The following is a 15,804-nucleotide window of genomic DNA, read 5'->3' as shown; positions in this document are numbered from 1 at the left end:
GACCCTATTCATTTTTTTAGGAGTTTTACATGGGCATTCGTATTACAGGTACTGGGCTATTTCACCCAACAGAAACCATTTCTAATGAAGAACTGGCCGTCAGTTTAAATGCTTATGTGGAACAATATAACCAAGAGAATGCAGAGAAAATTGCAGCGGGTGAGCTCGAAGAATTACGTGGTTCAAGCGCTGAATTTATTGAAAAAGCTTCTGGTATTAAAAGTCGTTACGTGATTGAGAAATCAGGTATTCTTGATCCAAATCGTTTGCGTCCTCGTTTGTCTGAACGTTCAAATGATGAACTTTCACTTCAAGCAGAGTGGGGCGTTATTGCTGCGAAACAAGCAATGGAAAATGCAGGCGTCACTGCTGAAGATATCGATGTTGTGATTTTGGCATGTTCAAACATGCAGCGTGCTTATCCAGCAGTTGCGATTGAAATCCAGTCGGCACTTGGTATTCAAGGTTATGCCTATGACATGAACGTTGCATGTTCAGCTGCCACTTTTGGTCTGAAACAAGCGGCAGATGCAATTCGTTCAGGTGCTCGCCGTGTTTTATTGGTGAATGTTGAGATTACCTCTGGTCACCTAGACTATCGTAACCGTGATTGCCACTTCATTTTTGGTGATGTTGCGACGGCTTCTATTATTGAAGAAACAACGACTAAAACAGGTTTTGAAATTTTAGATATTCATTTATTTACTCAATTTTCAAACAACATTCGTAATAACTTTGGTTTCTTAAACCGTAGCGAAGATGCAGTGGTTGATGACAAGTTATTCCGTCAAGATGGTCGTAAAGTATTTAAAGATGTTTGTCCGTTAGTGGCAAAAATCATTAATGCGCAGTTGGAAAAAATGCAGTTAACTGCAAACGATATTAAGCGCTTCTGGTTACACCAAGCCAATGCCAATATGAATGAGCTAATCTTGAAATATGTGGCTGGTAAAGAAGCTGATTTAAGCCGTGCACCAATTATTTTAGATGAGTTTGCAAATACCTCTTCAGCAGGTGTAATCATTGCTTTACACCGTACAGGCCATGAAGTAGATAATGGCGAATATGGCGTGATTTCATCTTTCGGCGCTGGTTATTCAGTAGGTTCGATTGTTGTACAAAAGCATGTTGCTTAAGTTGCAAGGTTAATTAAAAACGCTCGTAAGAGCGTTTTTTATGAGCGAAATAATATAAAAAACGGGCCAAAATTGGCCCGCTTAGATTAAATCAAAAGTTATTAAAACTTTTTGGTGTAGTTTACAAACAAACGGTCTTCACCAAAGTCATTACCATGTTTAACGTTGTAATCAATACGAATATATTGCAGGGCAACGCCTTTTAAGAATGGCTGTTGAAACGCATAGTTTAAAATCACATTCGACTCGGTTTCATGGTTTTTCTCACCATTGGCTGCTTTAAAGTCATGGCCGTAAACATATTTCACCATCGCATTTAGGCCCGGTACATAGTCTTTAAAGTCGTAGCCATACATCACATGGTAAGACTTTTCGTCTTCTTTAAAGAATCCAGTGGTATTCCAGTTAATAAAATAGGTCTCTGGCAAAAAGCCATCTGGTAATGGATAAGCCGATTCACCCATAATTTGCTGGTAACCTAAACCAAAGGTATGATTTTTTACTTTAAGAGTCTCTAGCACCCCAATGTTTTGCGCATCAATATCAAAAGTATTGCCATCATCTTTTGCATTGAAATATTTAAACTTAGAGGTAAGAGCAAAATTAGGTTGTTTCCAATTATGCTCAAGCCCTACATAGTGTTTGTTGTAGAGATCTTCTAAATTACCAAAGTAATATTCGCCCTTTAAAGACGGCGTAAATTGATAGCGCAGGTCAATATAATTCAAACCATCAGATTCTTTGGTAATTCCCTTTGCCGTGAATGAAAACTTTTTAAAGTCTTCTTCATTGCGTGGAGAGACTTTTTCCACTCGTCCAATTTCAGCATAAAGCTGATCTGAAAGTTGCGACTTAAGATTGGTTCCCCAATAAGAAGCAAGCAATTGTCGGCTGGCATCGACAGCTGTTACAGGCAGGTCTAACCAGAGTTCACCGACACTTAAAAGTGTTTTGTCATAACCCAGTTTTAAGGTCGCGCCGTATTTTAAAAAGTCGGATGCTTGTGACTGAGTTTCTTTATTAAAAGGCAAAACTGTGTCCGCAACATGTTTGTCTGAACTTAAGCGAACGGCGTATTGAACAGAAGCATCGGCCCCGATCGTAATAGGCTTGTCTGCTATCACTAACGGGGTGTCATGCATTTTCGATTTATAAAATAAAGATGCAGCCTGAGACCAGCTCCCGGTGTCTTTGAGTGCATCATTATCAAAATTACGGTTGATATAGGCGTTTTTTAAAGTGAATTTCCATTCATCTTCAGACTGCTGATTTGGATTTGCAGCGAATGAATTGCCACACATCAATACTAAGGTTGCGAAGGTTAAAGCATGTGGCTGAAAGCGATGTAATAGTTTCATAATCCATTTCCAAAAAGATGCGCCAGTCCTCGGCGCATGTATGTTTACTGCTGGGTAAGCGTGTTTTGAGGGTTAAAAGTTGATGGAGTCTGTGCAGCAACAGAGGCTTTTAGATTGACCATAAATATTGCAAGTGCAGCAATCACACCCGGAATTGCAATCGCTAAGAAATTCATTTGGTGAGGAAGCTCAAGTGTGAGTAGGGCTCCAGTTAAAACTGGTCCAATAATCGCGCCGATACGACCAATTCCAGATGCCCAGCCCATGCCAGTTGAGCGAAGTGCTGTCGGATAGAACTGTGCAACGAAGGTGTAGAGTAAGATTTGCGAACCAATTGTGGCAGCGCCAGCAATCGCAATCAGGCTATATAAAATAAATTGTGGACTATTAATGCCAAGTAAAATTAAAGCTGCTGACCCCACAATAAACATGATCGTAATAACAGGTTTTAAATGGAATCTGTCTGCTAAAGCACCGCCACCAATTGCACCGACCATGCCGCCAATATTGAGTGCAAACAGGAACAACATGCTCGCACCTAACGAATAGCCCGCTTGCAGCATGAGTTTAGGTAACCAGCTTCCTAAGGCATACACCATGAGTAAACACATAAAGAAAGCAATCCAGAACATAAATGTGCTGAAGGTACGCCCTTGTTGGAAAAGTGCACGGACAGGTGCATCTGTTGTGGTGCTTTCGTTTAACACCAGTTGTGTATTGGCGTTTAACTGAGTTTGAGGTGCAATTTTGCTGACAATACTTTTTGCCTGTTCGCTATGGTTCGATTTCACTAAAAAGGTGAGAGATTCAGGCAAAAATTTCCAGATCAGCGGGAGTAATAATAGGGGAACACCCGCAATTAAAAACATGATTTGCCAGCCCATGTCTTTCACGAGCCATGCACCGAGTAGAGCAGATGTCATGCCGCCAATTGCATAGCCACTAAACATGATTGCGACCAATGTACTGCGGATTTTTTTGGGTGCATATTCGGTCATAAGTGCCACAACGTTTGGCATGACCCCACCAATACCAAGGCCTGCCATAAAGCGCAGAATTGCAAACTCGGTTGGTCCTTTGGCAAAGGCACCTATAAAGGTAAATCCGCTAAATAAAGTGACACAAATCAGAATGGTTTTTTTACGGCCTAATTTGTCTGAAAGCGTGCCGAAAATCATGGCACCAAACATCATCCCGAATAGAGCAGCACTGGCGAGTAAACCAGCTTCTACCGCAGTTAATGACCATTGCTGCATTAACAGAGGAAGAGCAACCCCATAAATAACTAAATCATATCCATCAAAGATAATAATAAGTAAACACCAGATTAAAACTTTCCAATGGAAAGATGTGAAACGTGCTTTATCAATTAGCTCATTAATATTAACCTTGCTCGTATCCATTTTCTTCACCTCCAATTTGTGAAGTATCGCGTTATTTTTTAATAAACTATTTTGTTATTGGATTAGAGTCAAAAACCTAATTGATATATCTTTATGTCTTTAAGGTATTGTGTTTTTATTGATTTAATTGTTTGAAAAATATGTATTTATTTTTATTGTTTGAGCTGGCTGTGTTGTGTCTTTAAAATGGAGTTAAATATTGTATAGTGAGAATTTTAAGGTTTTTGTAGCTATTTTTTTGTAGATTTTATTGATGAGAATCACAGCTAAAAATATAGCTCAATTTATATTATGAGTTGAAGTGAAAATATAAAAACAAAATACTAAAGTCTATTATTTAATTATTTTAGAGTTTTATCTTAAAAATGAAATTTAATTTATATTAAATAAAAATCGCCAAATCAGGGGTAGCAAATTATTTGCATTCTGATTTGGCGATTGAGGCTTTATTTTAGTTTGGCTGTTTAGAGAAAAAACTTAATTTGTGGCTGGCGTTGAGCGTGGTGTGAGAATGAAATGGGCGATTACACCAATACAAATACCCCAAAAAACTGAGCTTAATCCAAGGAAATGCATGCCTGATGCTGTCGCTAAAAAGGTAATAAGTGCAGCATCACGTTGACTGTCATTTTTCATGGCAACAGAAATATTGGTGGCAATTGCTCCAAGCAAGGCTAAACCTGCCAGTGCTGCAACCAACTCTTTAGGAAGTAAGCTAAATAGCATGACAATGCTGCCAGCAAATAAGCCTCCTAAAATATAAAAAATCCCGTTGGCAATTCCTGCGATATAGCGTTTTTCTTTCAGTTCATGTGCATCTTTGCCCATACATAAAGCTGCGGTAATTGAGGCAAGTACAATTGTAATACCGCCGACACAGGCAACAGCTAAAGAGGCAATACTGGTGACAGTAATAATGGGTTTGGCTGGTGTGTCGTAACCGCTGAGTTTCATAATCGCCATACCCGGTAAAAATTGGCCGGTTAGGCTGACTAAAATAAGAGGAACAGCGAGGTTGAGTGTTGAGTTCCATGTCCATTCTGGGCTAATCCACTGCGGGATCGCTAAACTAAAACTCACATCAACCGGGTTCATTTTGCCTAAAATGAGGCTTAATAAAACTCCAGCAGCTAACACCCAAATCATGGTGTAGCGAGGCATTAAACGTTTAGCAATTAAAAAGACAATAAGCATGCTAAAAACAATAAAAGGCATGCTATCCGACGCAGTAAATAGACCAATACCAAATTGAAAAAGAATACCGGCCATCATGCCAGCAGCAACGTCTTGCGGAATCCACTTCAGTAACTTGTCGAAGTAACCTGTAACGCCAATTAAAAAAATAACGATAGCAGAAGTAATATAGGCGGCTACCGCTTCATTCAACGAGACGTTTGGAAATAGGGTAACTAATAGGGCAGTGCCCGGTGCTGACCATGCGGTTATAACAGGCGTTTTATATTTAATTGAAAGATAAATACCTGAAACGGCGGCACCAATTGAAATCCCCCAAATCCATGACACCATCATATCGGTGGACACATGGGCACGCTGAGCAGCTTGGAAAAAAATAATCAGTGGGCCTGAGTAAGAAATTAAAACCGCAAGAAAGCCAGCAACTGTTGCTGATATAGACCAGTCATTTTTTAATGTCTTTAACAGGGTTGCCATGTGTGATTGCCTCCATGCAAATCATGTTATTTACCCAATCATGCAAAAAGATCAGGGTTAACCCTGATCTCCACCTCCGACCGAAATAACCGATCCGGTCATATAAGATGCATCGTCTGATGCAAGAAATAAAATTGCATTTACTTGTTCTTGAATTGTGCCATAACGACCCATAAATGTTCGATCTATGGTTTGATCAACCACTTGCTGCATCCAGTCTTTTTCATTTTGACTTAACGGATTGGCATTGCGTGGTACTTTGCGAGGCGGTGCTTCGGTTCCACCTGTCGCAACGGCATTGACTCGAATCCCATCTTTCGCATGTTCAAAAGCAAGCGATGCTGTTAGAGCATTTACACCGCCCTTAGATGCAGAGTAAGGAATACGGTTAATACCACGGGTTGCAATTGAAGATACATTTACAATAACCCCCGATTGTTGCTTAATCATGGCGGGGAGCACAGCGCGGCAACACCATAACGTTGGAAACAATGAGCGATTGACTTCCTTAATGATCTCTTCTTCGGAAAACTCTTCAAAAGGTTTCATCCAGATCGCGCCGCCTACGTTATTAATCAGGATATCTACCCGACCATAGTGTTCAATGGCTTTTGCAACCACCGCTTGCGCACCTGCATAGGTTTCAAGGTCAGCATTAATCGTGACGGCATTGCCATTTGCACTCTGAATTTCTTTGAGAACTTCTTCAACATATTCAGAGCGGTCAGCCATGACGACTTGTCCACCCTCAGCTGCAACTTGCAGTGCCACACCACGACCAATACCTTGGGCACTACCTGTGACAATCACGACTTTATCGGTAAATCTTTGACGGTTTGACATAGATAACTTCTCCACCTTGAGTTAGTTTGCAGAGAATTTTTCAAACAAGAAACTAGCAGGTTTGATATTTTCAGTTTCTAACCAGCCACGTACAGCTTCTACCATTGGTACTGGGCCACATAGATAAACATCGACGTCGCCACCGTTTAGCCATTCATTTTCAATATGACCAGTGACATAGCCTTTGCGTTCATGATTGCTCTCAGGGCTTGCCACCACAGTTCGATATTCAAACCATGGGAATTTTGCTTGCAACTCATTGAGTTTTTCTAGAGCAACTAAATCAAAGTCATTGGTGACACCAAAGACTAAACGAACTGGCTGTTCTGAACCTTTCTCTTCGAGTACTTGTAGCATCGACATAAATGGAGCAATACCAGTACCGCCTGCGAGCATCAGCACTGGACGCGCTACATTACGTAAATAGAAGCTACCGAATGGACCAGTAAAAGTCATTTTGTCGCCAGCTTGGGCATTTTTGCTTAAGAATTCACTCATTTTTCCGTTTGGTACGTTACGGACCACAAAGCCCGTTAAGCGATTACCCGGTTTTGAGCTAAATGAATATGAACGTGTTTCACCAGTTTCAGGAATAGCAACGTTGACGTATTGACCTGCAAGAAAATGAATATCTGGTTGACCTTCATCAAGTTGAATATCAAATGTGATGGTTGAGTCTGATAAATTTTCAACGCGGGCTAATGTGCCTTGGAAGCTATGAATTGCTGTTTTGCAAACATCTGATGATGCTTGAATTTGAAATACAGCGTCTGAAGTTGGGCGACATTGGCAAGCAAGAATATAGCCTTGTTCAGCTTCTTCAGGGGTTAATGCATCTTCAATATAGGTTTCTTCTGGCATGTCATAACTGCCGGACTCGCAAAATGCGCGGCAAGTTCCACATGCACCATCACGGCAATCCAAAGGAATATTAATTTTTTGGCGATAGGCTGCGTCAGATAGGGTTTCGCCTTGAGCTACGTTAATGAAACGTGTAACACCATCTTCAAATTGAAGTGCAACATTGTGGTTTGACATGGCATGTATCCTACAAAATATTTGAAACTTTTACCCTCAGCCAACAGTCCGTTTAACTGAGGGGGGTATGTCTTAAAGGTGGTAGATATCAATCACTTGATTGATGTAGTCATTTTTCAAAACGACATACTTGCTCAAGATTTTTGGTTGATCACCTGAAAAATCGATCACATAACGTGACATACCGAAATAGCTGTAATTTGTCTTGTAACGGAAACTTAAGGTATTCCAGTTAAAGCGAACAGTAACTTTGTCTCCGTCGCGCTCTACGACTTCAACGTTGGCAATATTGTGGCTTGTGCGTGTGTCCGGCATGGTTGCAGATGAGCGCTCAGTTTTGATACGGAACACGCGATCTTCTAAACCTTGACGGTCTGGATAATAAATAAGTGAAATTTCAGATTGCGGATCTTCAGTTAATCTATCGTCGTCGTCCCAAGCGGGCATCCAGAAAGAAGCTTCGGGTGCATAGCATTCAATCCAATCTTCCCATTGTTCATCATCTAAAAAACGAGCTTCACGATAGAGAAACTGAGCAATATTTTCTAAAGTTGCTTTGTCTTGAGCACTCATGCTGTTTCTCCCTGATCAGCAATTTCTTTCTCTGATGCAATCGCATGTTTCATGGTGTGTAACCAATATTGATGTTGGGCAAGATAAAGTCCCTCATCTTCAGTTTTAATCCCACTTAACATTGGTTTTAAACCAATTTCATTTGCTGCATCGTCTGGTCCATAAATCCAGTGTTTTGAACCACGGCACATGTCATTCCACTCAAGTGCAATACCTGCGTAGCCTGCCTGACAAGCACGGAATTCTTCTAAATCGTCTGGTGTTGCCATACCTGAGGCATTAAAGAAATCTTCATATTGACGAATACGACGTGCACGAGCTTCAGGTGCTTCGCCTTTAGGTGCGATACAGTAAATGGTGACTTCGGTTCTATTGACAGAAAGTGGGCGAAGTACACGAATTTGCGAACCGAACTGATCCATCAAATAAACGTTTGGATAGAGACACAAGTTACGTGAACGCTCAATCATCCATTTCGACATCGCTTCACCGTATTTTTCGGTGTATTCGTCTGCTTTCGGGAAGTTTGGACGGTCTTCCGGGTTTGCCCACTGTGTCCAAAGCAACATGTGGCCATTTTCAAAGCCATATGAGCCACCGCCTTGTTTACCCCAAGAACCTGCACTCATCGCACGGATGTTATCGGCAGCTTGAGTTTCTTTACGGTGTTGAGTTGTTGCCGCATAGTTCCAGTGAACAGCAGAAACGTGGTAACCATCGGCACCATTTTCAGCAGTGAGTTTCCAGTTACCTTCGTAAGTGTAGGTTGATGAACCACGTAAAACTTCTAAACCATGTTCAGACTGGTCAACAATCATGTCGATGATTTTCGTGGTTTCACCCAAGAATTCTTCAAGTGAAGGAACGTCGGGATTTAAGCTGCCAAACAAGAAGCCTTTGTAGTTCTCAAAGCGAGCCACTTTTTTAAGGTCGTGCGAGCCGTCTTGATTAAAACAGTCAGAGTAACCAGCTTCGCTTGGGTCTTTAACTTTTAGAAGTTTGCCTGAGTTGTTAAACGTCCAGCCGTGGAAAGGGCAGGTATATGTTGCTTTGTTACCACGCTTGTGACGGCAAAGTTGTGCTCCGCGGTGTGAACACGCATTGATCATGGCATTGAATTCGCCGTTACGGTTGCGGGCAATAATGACTGGCTGACGACCAATGTGAGTGGTGTAGTAGTCATTATTATTTGGAATTTGGCTTTCGTGTGCTAAGTAAACCCAATTGCCTTCGAAGATGTATTTCATTTCAAGGTCAAATAGGGCTTCGTCAGTAAAAACTGAGCGGTGAAGTTTAAATTCACCTGTATCGATGTTATCGACAAGCAATTCATCAATACGGTCAAGATGGCTAGTATTGATTACAGGAATACGTGGCATGTCCGTTCTCCGACTTTCCAAAAGTGTGGAAGTCACCAAGGCCTTAGCTACGATCTAAAAGGTCTTGATATCCTAATATTGTCAATGAAGCGCATGAGCGCGCTGGGTGTTTAACCGTGAATTGATGAAGATGAATCACTGGAAGATTGGCAAGAAGGCTTTTTCACAAAGCAATTCATCACTTCATCGGTTTGTTGCTTGTATATACCTTAAAAGAATGGTTAAACTGTGTCTAAGACTGAATTTGCATTTTTTTATATCTTAAAGGTATGGAAGCCTTATGGAACTAAGACATTTACGGTATTTTGTGGCTGTTGTTGAAGAGCAGAGCTTTACAAAAGCGGCGGAAAAACTATTTATTGCTCAACCACCTTTGAGTCGACAGATTCAAAATTTGGAAAGTGAGCTTGGAATTCAACTGTTTGAGCGCGGAAGCCGTCCTTTACAGACAACCCCAGCAGGACATTTCTTTTATCAACACGCCCTTAAACTTTTGTCGAATGCTGAAGAAATAAAAAGTATGACCAAGCGGATTGGTCTGATTGAACGTAGCGTGACGATTGGCTTTGTTGGGTCTTTGCTCTATGGTTTACTGCCTCGAATTATTTATTTATTTCGGCAACAGCAACCGCATTTGAATATTCAACTGATGGAGTTAAGTACGACCGAGCAACTACAGGCATTAAAAGAAGGACGTATTGATGTTGGATTTGGACGTTTAAGAATTAGTGATCCTGCCGTGAGACGTATTCTGCTGCGTAAAGAACGACTGGTGGTTGCTGCACATACCAGCCATCCCATTGCACAGCGTACCGAAGGGGTATATCTGGCCGATCTTATTGATGAAAAGATGTTTATGTATCCCACTTCGCCGAAACCCAATTTTTCGACCCAGCTTTTGAATATTTTTGCCGAGCATAGTTTAGTTCCAAAAAATATGCATGAGATACGGGAAATTCAGTTGGCTTTGGGCTTGGTCGCAGCGGGAGAAGGTTTATGTATTATTCCTGCCAGTGCCGATACCATTCGTTTTCCTCACTTAAATTACATACCAATTCTCGACAATGGCGCAGTCAGTCCGATTTTTATTACCGCACGCGCAATGGACAGAAGTGAGGACTTACAACTCTTATTTGATTGTATTTATCAGGTCTACGATTTAGAAGGGATACCTTATCAACGGACTGTTTTTACACTCGATCAGAACCCAATAGATGATTCAAATGGTATCGATTTTTAAATAAGATGAATGCATAGCCTCAAAGTCTGAAGCTATGCGTTATGCAAATTCTTATTGCACTTGAGCTGGGAAACCATCTTCGTCCAGCGCTTCGGTAATTTTATCGAGGCTTTCACTGGTTTCTACAATTACGATTTTTGTCGCTAAATCTACATCTACTTTTGCATTTGGGTCGACGTCTTGAATGGTTGCTGTCACACCACGAGCACAGCCACCACAAGTCATATTTTCAATAAGTAGTTTCATATTCATACTCCATCAAGAACGAGATATTTGTTTAGATAACCCTAAGTCTAAACCTTGTCATGATTGTAAGGTCAAGACCAATTTTTTTAAAAAATATGCTTGACCTTCCCATGATGGGAATCTGTATGCTCAATGTAATTGATAAAATTTTGCAGATTTGCAGAGGCGTTTGATGGACTCAAAAAACACAAAATTGCCAACATATAGTGAAACACTTCCAATCGAAGGCATGACCTGTGCCTCTTGTGTTGGACGTGTCGAAAAGGCGCTTAAGAAAGTTGAAAATATAGAAATTGCCAACGTTAATTTGGCCACAGAAAAAGCTGTTGTTTATTCAAACCAACCAATTCAGCGTGAAGCGCTTGTAAAAGCAGTTGAACGAGCGGGTTATGATGTTCCCAAAGAGGCGCCAGTGGAGCTGTCTATCGACGGCATGACCTGTGCATCTTGTGTTGCGCGTGTTGAAAAAGCCCTTAAAAAAGTAGACGGCGTTCAAGATGCGACAGTTAACTTAGCCACAGAGCAGGCTTGGGTTCAGGCAGATAATTCAGTCAATGTTGAAGATCTGATTCGCGCTGTTAAAAAAGCAGGTTACGACGCAAAAGCCTCTGAAAAAAATCAAGATGAGCAGCTCGATAAAAAAGCTTCAGAGTTAGATCAGCTTAAAAAAGATTTGATCATTTCGATTGTTTTGGCCTTACCAGTGTTTATTTTGGAAATGGGTTCTCATCTAATTCCAGCTTTTCACATGTGGGTCATGCACACCATTGGTCAATACAATAGCTGGCTTTTACAGTTTGTTTTGACCACACTGGTCTTGGTTTTTCCCGGTCGCCGTTTTTACCAAAAAGGTATTCCAGCCTTATGGCGTTTAGCACCAGATATGAACTCGCTGGTGGCTGTTGGAACCTTGGCCGCCTACAGTTTCTCTGTCGTAGCAACCTTCATGCCGCATGTGTTACCACAAGGCACGGTCAATGTTTACTTTGAAGCGGCTGCTGTGATTGTCAGTTTAATTTTGCTCGGACGATATTTTGAAGCAAAAGCCAAAGGACGTACTTCGCAAGCTATTCAGCATTTGGTAGGAATGCAGCCTAAAACAGCTCGCATTCAGCGTGATGGTCAAGTAGTGGAAGTTGCAGTTGCTGAAGTGGTCAGTGGAACTATTGTAGAAATTCGTCCGGGTGAGCGTGTGCCAGTCGATGGTGAAGTAGTCGAAGGACACAGCTACATTGATGAATCTATGATTACGGGTGAGCCTGTTCCAGTTGAAAAAATAGTAGGGCAGCAAGTGGTTGGTGGTACGGTCAACCAGAACGGTACTCTCAACATTCGGGCGACCGCAGTGGGAGCTTCGTCTGTACTTTCACAAATTATTCGCATGGTTGAGCAAGCCCAAGGTTCTAAACTTCCGATTCAGGGTTTGGTCGATAAAGTCACCATGTGGTTTGTGCCAGCGGTAATGCTCATTGCTGCAATTACTTTCTTGGTCTGGTTTATCTTTGGGCCAGAGCCTGCGCTCACTTTTGGTTTGGTCAACGCCGTTGCAGTACTAATTATTGCTTGCCCTTGTGCGATGGGACTTGCAACACCAACTTCTATTATGGTCGGTACTGGACGTGGTGCTGAGCTCGGTGTCTTGTTCCGTAAAGGCGAAGCTTTGCAGCTTTTACAAGAAGCACAGGTGGTTGCTGTTGATAAAACTGGAACGCTCACTGAAGGTAAACCGACACTGACAGATTTTAATGTTCAACAGGGGTTTGAGCGTGAACAAGTACTTACTTTGGTTGCCTCGGTTGAAGCCAAATCTGAACACCCAATTGCACTCGCTATTGTTCAGGCTGCTGAGGGCGAGGGAATAACTTTATTACCAGTAACAGCATTTAACTCGATTACAGGTTCAGGTATTGAAGCTGAAGTGTCAGGTCAAAAAGTACAAATTGGCGCAGACCGTTATATGCACCAACTTGGTTTAGACACTGACTCATTTCAAGCAATTGCTGCTCAACTGGGTGAAGAAGGTAAAACACCGTTATATGTCGCTATTGATCAGAAACTTGCTGCAATTATTGCCGTGGCGGATCCAATTAAAGAAACAACCTATGCTGCGATTGAGGCCTTACATCAGTTAGGTCTAAAAGTTGCCATGATTACAGGGGACAACCGCCATACAGCGCAAGCGATTGCGAAAAAACTCAATATTGATGAGGTTGTAGCAGAGGTCTTACCTGAAGGCAAAGTGGACACCGTTCGCCAACTGCAAAAACAATATGGGCGTTTGGCTTTTGTAGGTGATGGCATTAACGATGCACCAGCCTTGGCGCAAGCAGATGTCGGCTTAGCCATTGGTACAGGAACAGATGTTGCCATCGAAGCTGCCGATGTTGTGTTGATGTCGGGTAGTTTAAAAGGTGTACCGAATGCAATTGCATTAAGTAAAGCGACCATGCGAAACATTCGCCAAAACTTGTTCTGGGCATTTGTATATAACGTTGCACTTATCCCAATTGCGGCAGGCGCGTTATATCCAGCATTTGGCGTGCTACTTTCACCTATGTTTGCAGCAGGAGCGATGGCACTTTCTTCAGTTTTTGTTTTAGGAAATGCATTACGCTTAAAACGTTTTCATGCGCCAGTACAGTGAGCGTGCTGAAACTCATCTTTTGGTTTAAGATCATGACAGAAGGTCTTAAACCAAATTTAATATTTGAGGTGTGAGATGAATATCGGTCAGGCATCTAAACAGTCTGGTATTTCAGCAAAAATGATTCGTTACTATGAAGAAATCGGTTTACTTGAAGCCGCTCAGCGCTCTGCTTCGGGCTATCGTATTTACTCAGAAATTGACCTAAAGACTTTAAACTTCTTAAAACATGCCAGAGAGTTAGGTTTTTCATCCGAACAAATGAAAGAGCTGATTTCGCTTTGGAAAAATACCGATCGGCATAGTGCAGAGGTGAAAGCTTTAACCGTAAAACATATTGCCGAATTAAAACAGAAAATTGCGCATTTACAAGAAATGGTTAATATTTTGCAGGCATCAGCCGATGATTGCTGTGGTAACCAACAGGCTTCTTGTGCCATTTTAGATCACATTGAAAAAGGTGTGGGTGTAAGCTAAGTTTCATTAAAATAAAAAAGGAAAAAATCATGGCTTATACAGCTTCTTGTCTTTGTAATGGTATTCAACTTCAAATTAATGCCGAATTAGAACCCATCATGGTCTGTCATTGTACGCAATGCCAAAAAGCACAAGGCGCTGCTTTTGCTGCCATTACGCAAGTACAGAAACGTGATTTGAATATTGTGCAGGGAGAAAACCTGTTACAGGCTTATTTTACGTCTCCTAATAAAAAGAGAGTGTTCTGTAAAACTTGTGGCTCTCCTGTCTGGAGTGAACGTTTAGATAAACCCGATGTAGTGCGTTTAAGGGTGGGGCTCATTAATGAAGAAATATCGACATCTGTCATTTCTCATGCTTTTGTGTCTTCAAAAGTGGAGTGGTATCCAATTTGCGATAGTGCTCGCCAATATCAAAATGGGGTAGAAAGCCCTTAAATATTAAGGTTGGATCGTATTTTATTCATTTGTAAAAAAACGTGAACAAGACTAGCCATGAATAAATAATGTGCTATAACTGTATTTAAGGTAATCGTAATATCTCCTCGATCCACAGGGAAACTTGGGACAGGACAAAAGATACGATAAGACCTTACATATAGCTAGCAAAGAGCATGTAAGAGATGGATAGACACAAATCTTAGATTGCTCACCGTTGCAGAAAAGCCCGTGAAACGGGCTTTTTTAATGCCTGTAAAAAGCTATCTATTGGATGACCAGACCATAAATAAAGTTTTTATGAATCTACTTTTGTCTGTTTCTTCTTCAGCAAATAAAACTCTGAAGAAATAATAAAATATTTTAAACATACAGACTATTCTGTATTGCAATTTAATTTATTTATAGGTACATTTACTTAACGGTTTAAAGTTCAAGTTTAATAATGGACTCATGGTCGTTGTGGGAGATCTAAGAGCCTGCATTCTTCCCCAAGATGCGGGTTTTTTTTATGCCTAAAGAAAAGTTATTATTAACCTCACTTAAATAAAAAAGATAAATTATTAGTTTTTAATATCTTAAGTCATTAAGTTTTTTAGAAATTTTCTTACCATATATAGCCTGACTATAAATCAGCTATACAAACTTCCTTATGCGTTACGCGACTATGCACGATAGGCTTGACATGCTTGAGCACAAGCTAAACAAGCTTTAGCACAAATTTGGCAGTGTTCATGCTCGTGTTTGCCGCATTCTGCTGCACAAAGTTGACATGCATGGGCACATAATGGCATCGCTTGTTCAGCTAACTCAGAATGCCTTAACTCTAAAGAAGTACATAACTGACAGGTTTCTACACAAGTCAGACAGTGCTTAATACATTCACGCATCATATGTTCTTCTTGCAAACAGGCGGCTGCACAGGTCTTACAAGCAATCATACATTCTACACAGGCTTGAATTGAGCTAGAGGCTTGGCAAAATAATGAATTATTTGCTTCTTGATTGGTTTGCATATGAATTCTCCTATTCCAAAAGTCTTTATTAAAAAATGGAATATTGTTATGTTTTTCCATTTTATAGATCATTTTTTAAACAATGGGTATTTGAGATGAAAGGGGTACAAATACCCAATACATAATTAACCTCGTAGTAGAATGTTACATTCAGTTTTTAGCTTAAAAGCGCTTATTTCTTGAGAATAGAAGGGGGCAATAAAATTTAAGGATTGTGTTAAATTTAATTGCATATAATACTTTTGGCTAATTTCTTATTGTGTGAATATTAGGCAAATTAGGAATGTGAACTTTGAAGGACACGAAATGGAAAACGTTAATCAATACGCTCACGGAGCTGAGC

Annotated in this window: 14 protein-coding genes and 1 pseudogene; 6 read left to right on the top strand and 9 right to left on the bottom strand. The window is 40.8% G+C overall.

Annotated elements, in window-relative coordinates:
• The first annotated feature begins 29 nt into the window (after window positions 1–29).
• The gene (locus tag F935_RS09665) at window positions 30–1,136 is read left to right on the top strand and encodes a beta-ketoacyl-ACP synthase III (protein WP_016138757.1); all 1,107 of its coding nucleotides are present in this window, start codon (window positions 30–32) and stop codon (window positions 1,134–1,136) included.
• Window positions 1,137–1,237: 101 nt separating this feature from the next.
• On the opposite strand, the gene F935_RS09660 is transcribed toward F935_RS09665, so the two are convergent.
• The 7 genes from F935_RS09660 to benA form a co-directional block, all read right to left on the bottom strand.
• Complete coding sequence (locus tag F935_RS09660; protein ID WP_016138756.1) at window positions 1,238–2,494, bottom strand: OprD family outer membrane porin; 1,257 nt, start codon at window positions 2,492–2,494, stop codon at window positions 1,238–1,240.
• 44 nt (window positions 2,495–2,538) lie between these two features.
• Window positions 2,539–3,897, bottom strand: a complete 1,359-nt coding sequence (locus F935_RS09655; RefSeq protein WP_016138755.1) for an aromatic acid/H+ symport family MFS transporter — start codon at window positions 3,895–3,897, stop codon at window positions 2,539–2,541.
• Window positions 3,898–4,374: 477 nt separating this feature from the next.
• Window positions 4,375–5,568, bottom strand: a complete 1,194-nt coding sequence (benE, locus tag F935_RS09650) for a benzoate/H(+) symporter BenE (protein WP_016138754.1) — start codon at window positions 5,566–5,568, stop codon at window positions 4,375–4,377.
• A 57-nt stretch (window positions 5,569–5,625) separates the two neighbouring features.
• Window positions 5,626–6,411, bottom strand: coding sequence for a 1,6-dihydroxycyclohexa-2,4-diene-1-carboxylate dehydrogenase (locus F935_RS09645; RefSeq protein ID WP_016138753.1), 786 nt, complete (start codon window positions 6,409–6,411; stop codon window positions 5,626–5,628).
• Between the two features lie 21 nt (window positions 6,412–6,432).
• Window positions 6,433–7,449 carry a benzoate 1,2-dioxygenase electron transfer component BenC gene (gene benC, locus F935_RS09640; RefSeq protein ID WP_016138752.1) on the bottom strand — a complete coding sequence of 339 codons (1,017 nt, stop codon included), beginning with the start codon at window positions 7,447–7,449 and terminating at the stop codon, window positions 6,433–6,435.
• Between the two features lie 72 nt (window positions 7,450–7,521).
• Window positions 7,522–8,022 carry a benzoate 1,2-dioxygenase small subunit gene (gene benB, locus F935_RS09635; protein WP_004702723.1) on the bottom strand — a complete coding sequence of 167 codons (501 nt, stop codon included), beginning with the start codon at window positions 8,020–8,022 and terminating at the stop codon, window positions 7,522–7,524.
• Window positions 8,019–9,401: a benzoate 1,2-dioxygenase large subunit gene (benA, locus tag F935_RS09630; protein ID WP_016138751.1), complete on the bottom strand. Its 1,383-nt coding sequence runs from the start codon at window positions 9,399–9,401 to the stop codon at window positions 8,019–8,021. The genes benB and benA overlap by 4 nt, the downstream gene beginning before the upstream one ends.
• A gap of 106 nt (window positions 9,402–9,507) precedes the next feature.
• On the opposite strand from benA, the pseudogene F935_RS18435 reads away from it, so the two are divergent.
• Together F935_RS18435 and F935_RS09625 are read left to right on the top strand one after the other, a co-directional pair.
• A pseudogene (locus tag F935_RS18435) lies at window positions 9,508–9,637 on the top strand (hypothetical protein).
• Between the two features lie 44 nt (window positions 9,638–9,681).
• Complete coding sequence (locus tag F935_RS09625; protein WP_003652630.1) at window positions 9,682–10,641, top strand: LysR family transcriptional regulator; 960 nt, start codon at window positions 9,682–9,684, stop codon at window positions 10,639–10,641.
• Window positions 10,642–10,692: 51 nt separating this feature from the next.
• On the opposite strand, the gene F935_RS09620 is transcribed toward F935_RS09625, so the two are convergent.
• Complete coding sequence (locus F935_RS09620) at window positions 10,693–10,893, bottom strand: heavy-metal-associated domain-containing protein (protein WP_080645582.1); 201 nt, start codon at window positions 10,891–10,893, stop codon at window positions 10,693–10,695.
• 166 nt (window positions 10,894–11,059) lie between these two features.
• Between F935_RS09620 and F935_RS09615 the strand changes: the two genes are divergently transcribed.
• From F935_RS09615 to F935_RS09605, 3 genes are all read left to right on the top strand, one after another.
• Window positions 11,060–13,531: a heavy metal translocating P-type ATPase gene (locus tag F935_RS09615; protein ID WP_016138749.1), complete on the top strand. Its 2,472-nt coding sequence runs from the start codon at window positions 11,060–11,062 to the stop codon at window positions 13,529–13,531.
• A 75-nt stretch (window positions 13,532–13,606) separates the two neighbouring features.
• Complete coding sequence (cueR, locus tag F935_RS09610; RefSeq protein ID WP_016138748.1) at window positions 13,607–14,008, top strand: Cu(I)-responsive transcriptional regulator; 402 nt, start codon at window positions 13,607–13,609, stop codon at window positions 14,006–14,008.
• A gap of 29 nt (window positions 14,009–14,037) precedes the next feature.
• Entirely contained in the window at window positions 14,038–14,445 is a 408-nt protein-coding gene (locus tag F935_RS09605) for a GFA family protein (protein WP_016138747.1), read from the top strand.
• A gap of 665 nt (window positions 14,446–15,110) precedes the next feature.
• On the opposite strand, the gene F935_RS09600 is transcribed toward F935_RS09605, so the two are convergent.
• A complete protein-coding gene (locus F935_RS09600; protein ID WP_016138746.1) occupies window positions 15,111–15,461 on the bottom strand; it encodes a four-helix bundle copper-binding protein in 351 nt (116 codons plus the stop codon).
• Window positions 15,462–15,804: the final 343 nt, after the last annotated feature.

This window comes from Acinetobacter calcoaceticus ANC 3811, from assembly GCF_000399665.1.
Classification (GTDB): domain Bacteria; phylum Pseudomonadota; class Gammaproteobacteria; order Pseudomonadales; family Moraxellaceae; genus Acinetobacter; species Acinetobacter calcoaceticus_B.
Note: the sequence above shows the minus strand (reverse complement) of the source record. Positions and strands in the feature narration are given on the sequence as shown.

Bases quoted from the DNA above. Each gene is read 5' to 3' on its own strand.
- F935_RS09665 (WP_016138757.1), top strand. From the start codon at position 30: ATGGGCATTCGTATTACAGGTACTGGGCTATTTCACCCAACAGAAACC.
- F935_RS09660 (WP_016138756.1), bottom strand. From the start codon at position 2,494: ATGAAACTATTACATCGCTTTCAGCCACATGCTTTAACCTTCGCAACC.
- F935_RS09655 (WP_016138755.1), bottom strand. From the start codon at position 3,897: ATGGATACGAGCAAGGTTAATATTAATGAGCTAATTGATAAAGCACGT.
- benE (WP_016138754.1), bottom strand. From the start codon at position 5,568: ATGGCAACCCTGTTAAAGACATTAAAAAATGACTGGTCTATATCAGCA.
- F935_RS09645 (WP_016138753.1), bottom strand. From the start codon at position 6,411: ATGTCAAACCGTCAAAGATTTACCGATAAAGTCGTGATTGTCACAGGT.
- benC (WP_016138752.1), bottom strand. From the start codon at position 7,449: ATGTCAAACCACAATGTTGCACTTCAATTTGAAGATGGTGTTACACGT.
- benB (WP_004702723.1), bottom strand. From the start codon at position 8,022: ATGAGTGCTCAAGACAAAGCAACTTTAGAAAATATTGCTCAGTTTCTC.
- benA (WP_016138751.1), bottom strand. From the start codon at position 9,401: ATGCCACGTATTCCTGTAATCAATACTAGCCATCTTGACCGTATTGAT.
- F935_RS09625 (WP_003652630.1), top strand. From the start codon at position 9,682: ATGGAACTAAGACATTTACGGTATTTTGTGGCTGTTGTTGAAGAGCAG.
- F935_RS09620 (WP_080645582.1), bottom strand. From the start codon at position 10,893: ATGAATATGAAACTACTTATTGAAAATATGACTTGTGGTGGCTGTGCT.
- F935_RS09615 (WP_016138749.1), top strand. From the start codon at position 11,060: ATGGACTCAAAAAACACAAAATTGCCAACATATAGTGAAACACTTCCA.
- cueR (WP_016138748.1), top strand. From the start codon at position 13,607: ATGAATATCGGTCAGGCATCTAAACAGTCTGGTATTTCAGCAAAAATG.
- F935_RS09605 (WP_016138747.1), top strand. From the start codon at position 14,038: ATGGCTTATACAGCTTCTTGTCTTTGTAATGGTATTCAACTTCAAATT.
- F935_RS09600 (WP_016138746.1), bottom strand. From the start codon at position 15,461: ATGCAAACCAATCAAGAAGCAAATAATTCATTATTTTGCCAAGCCTCT.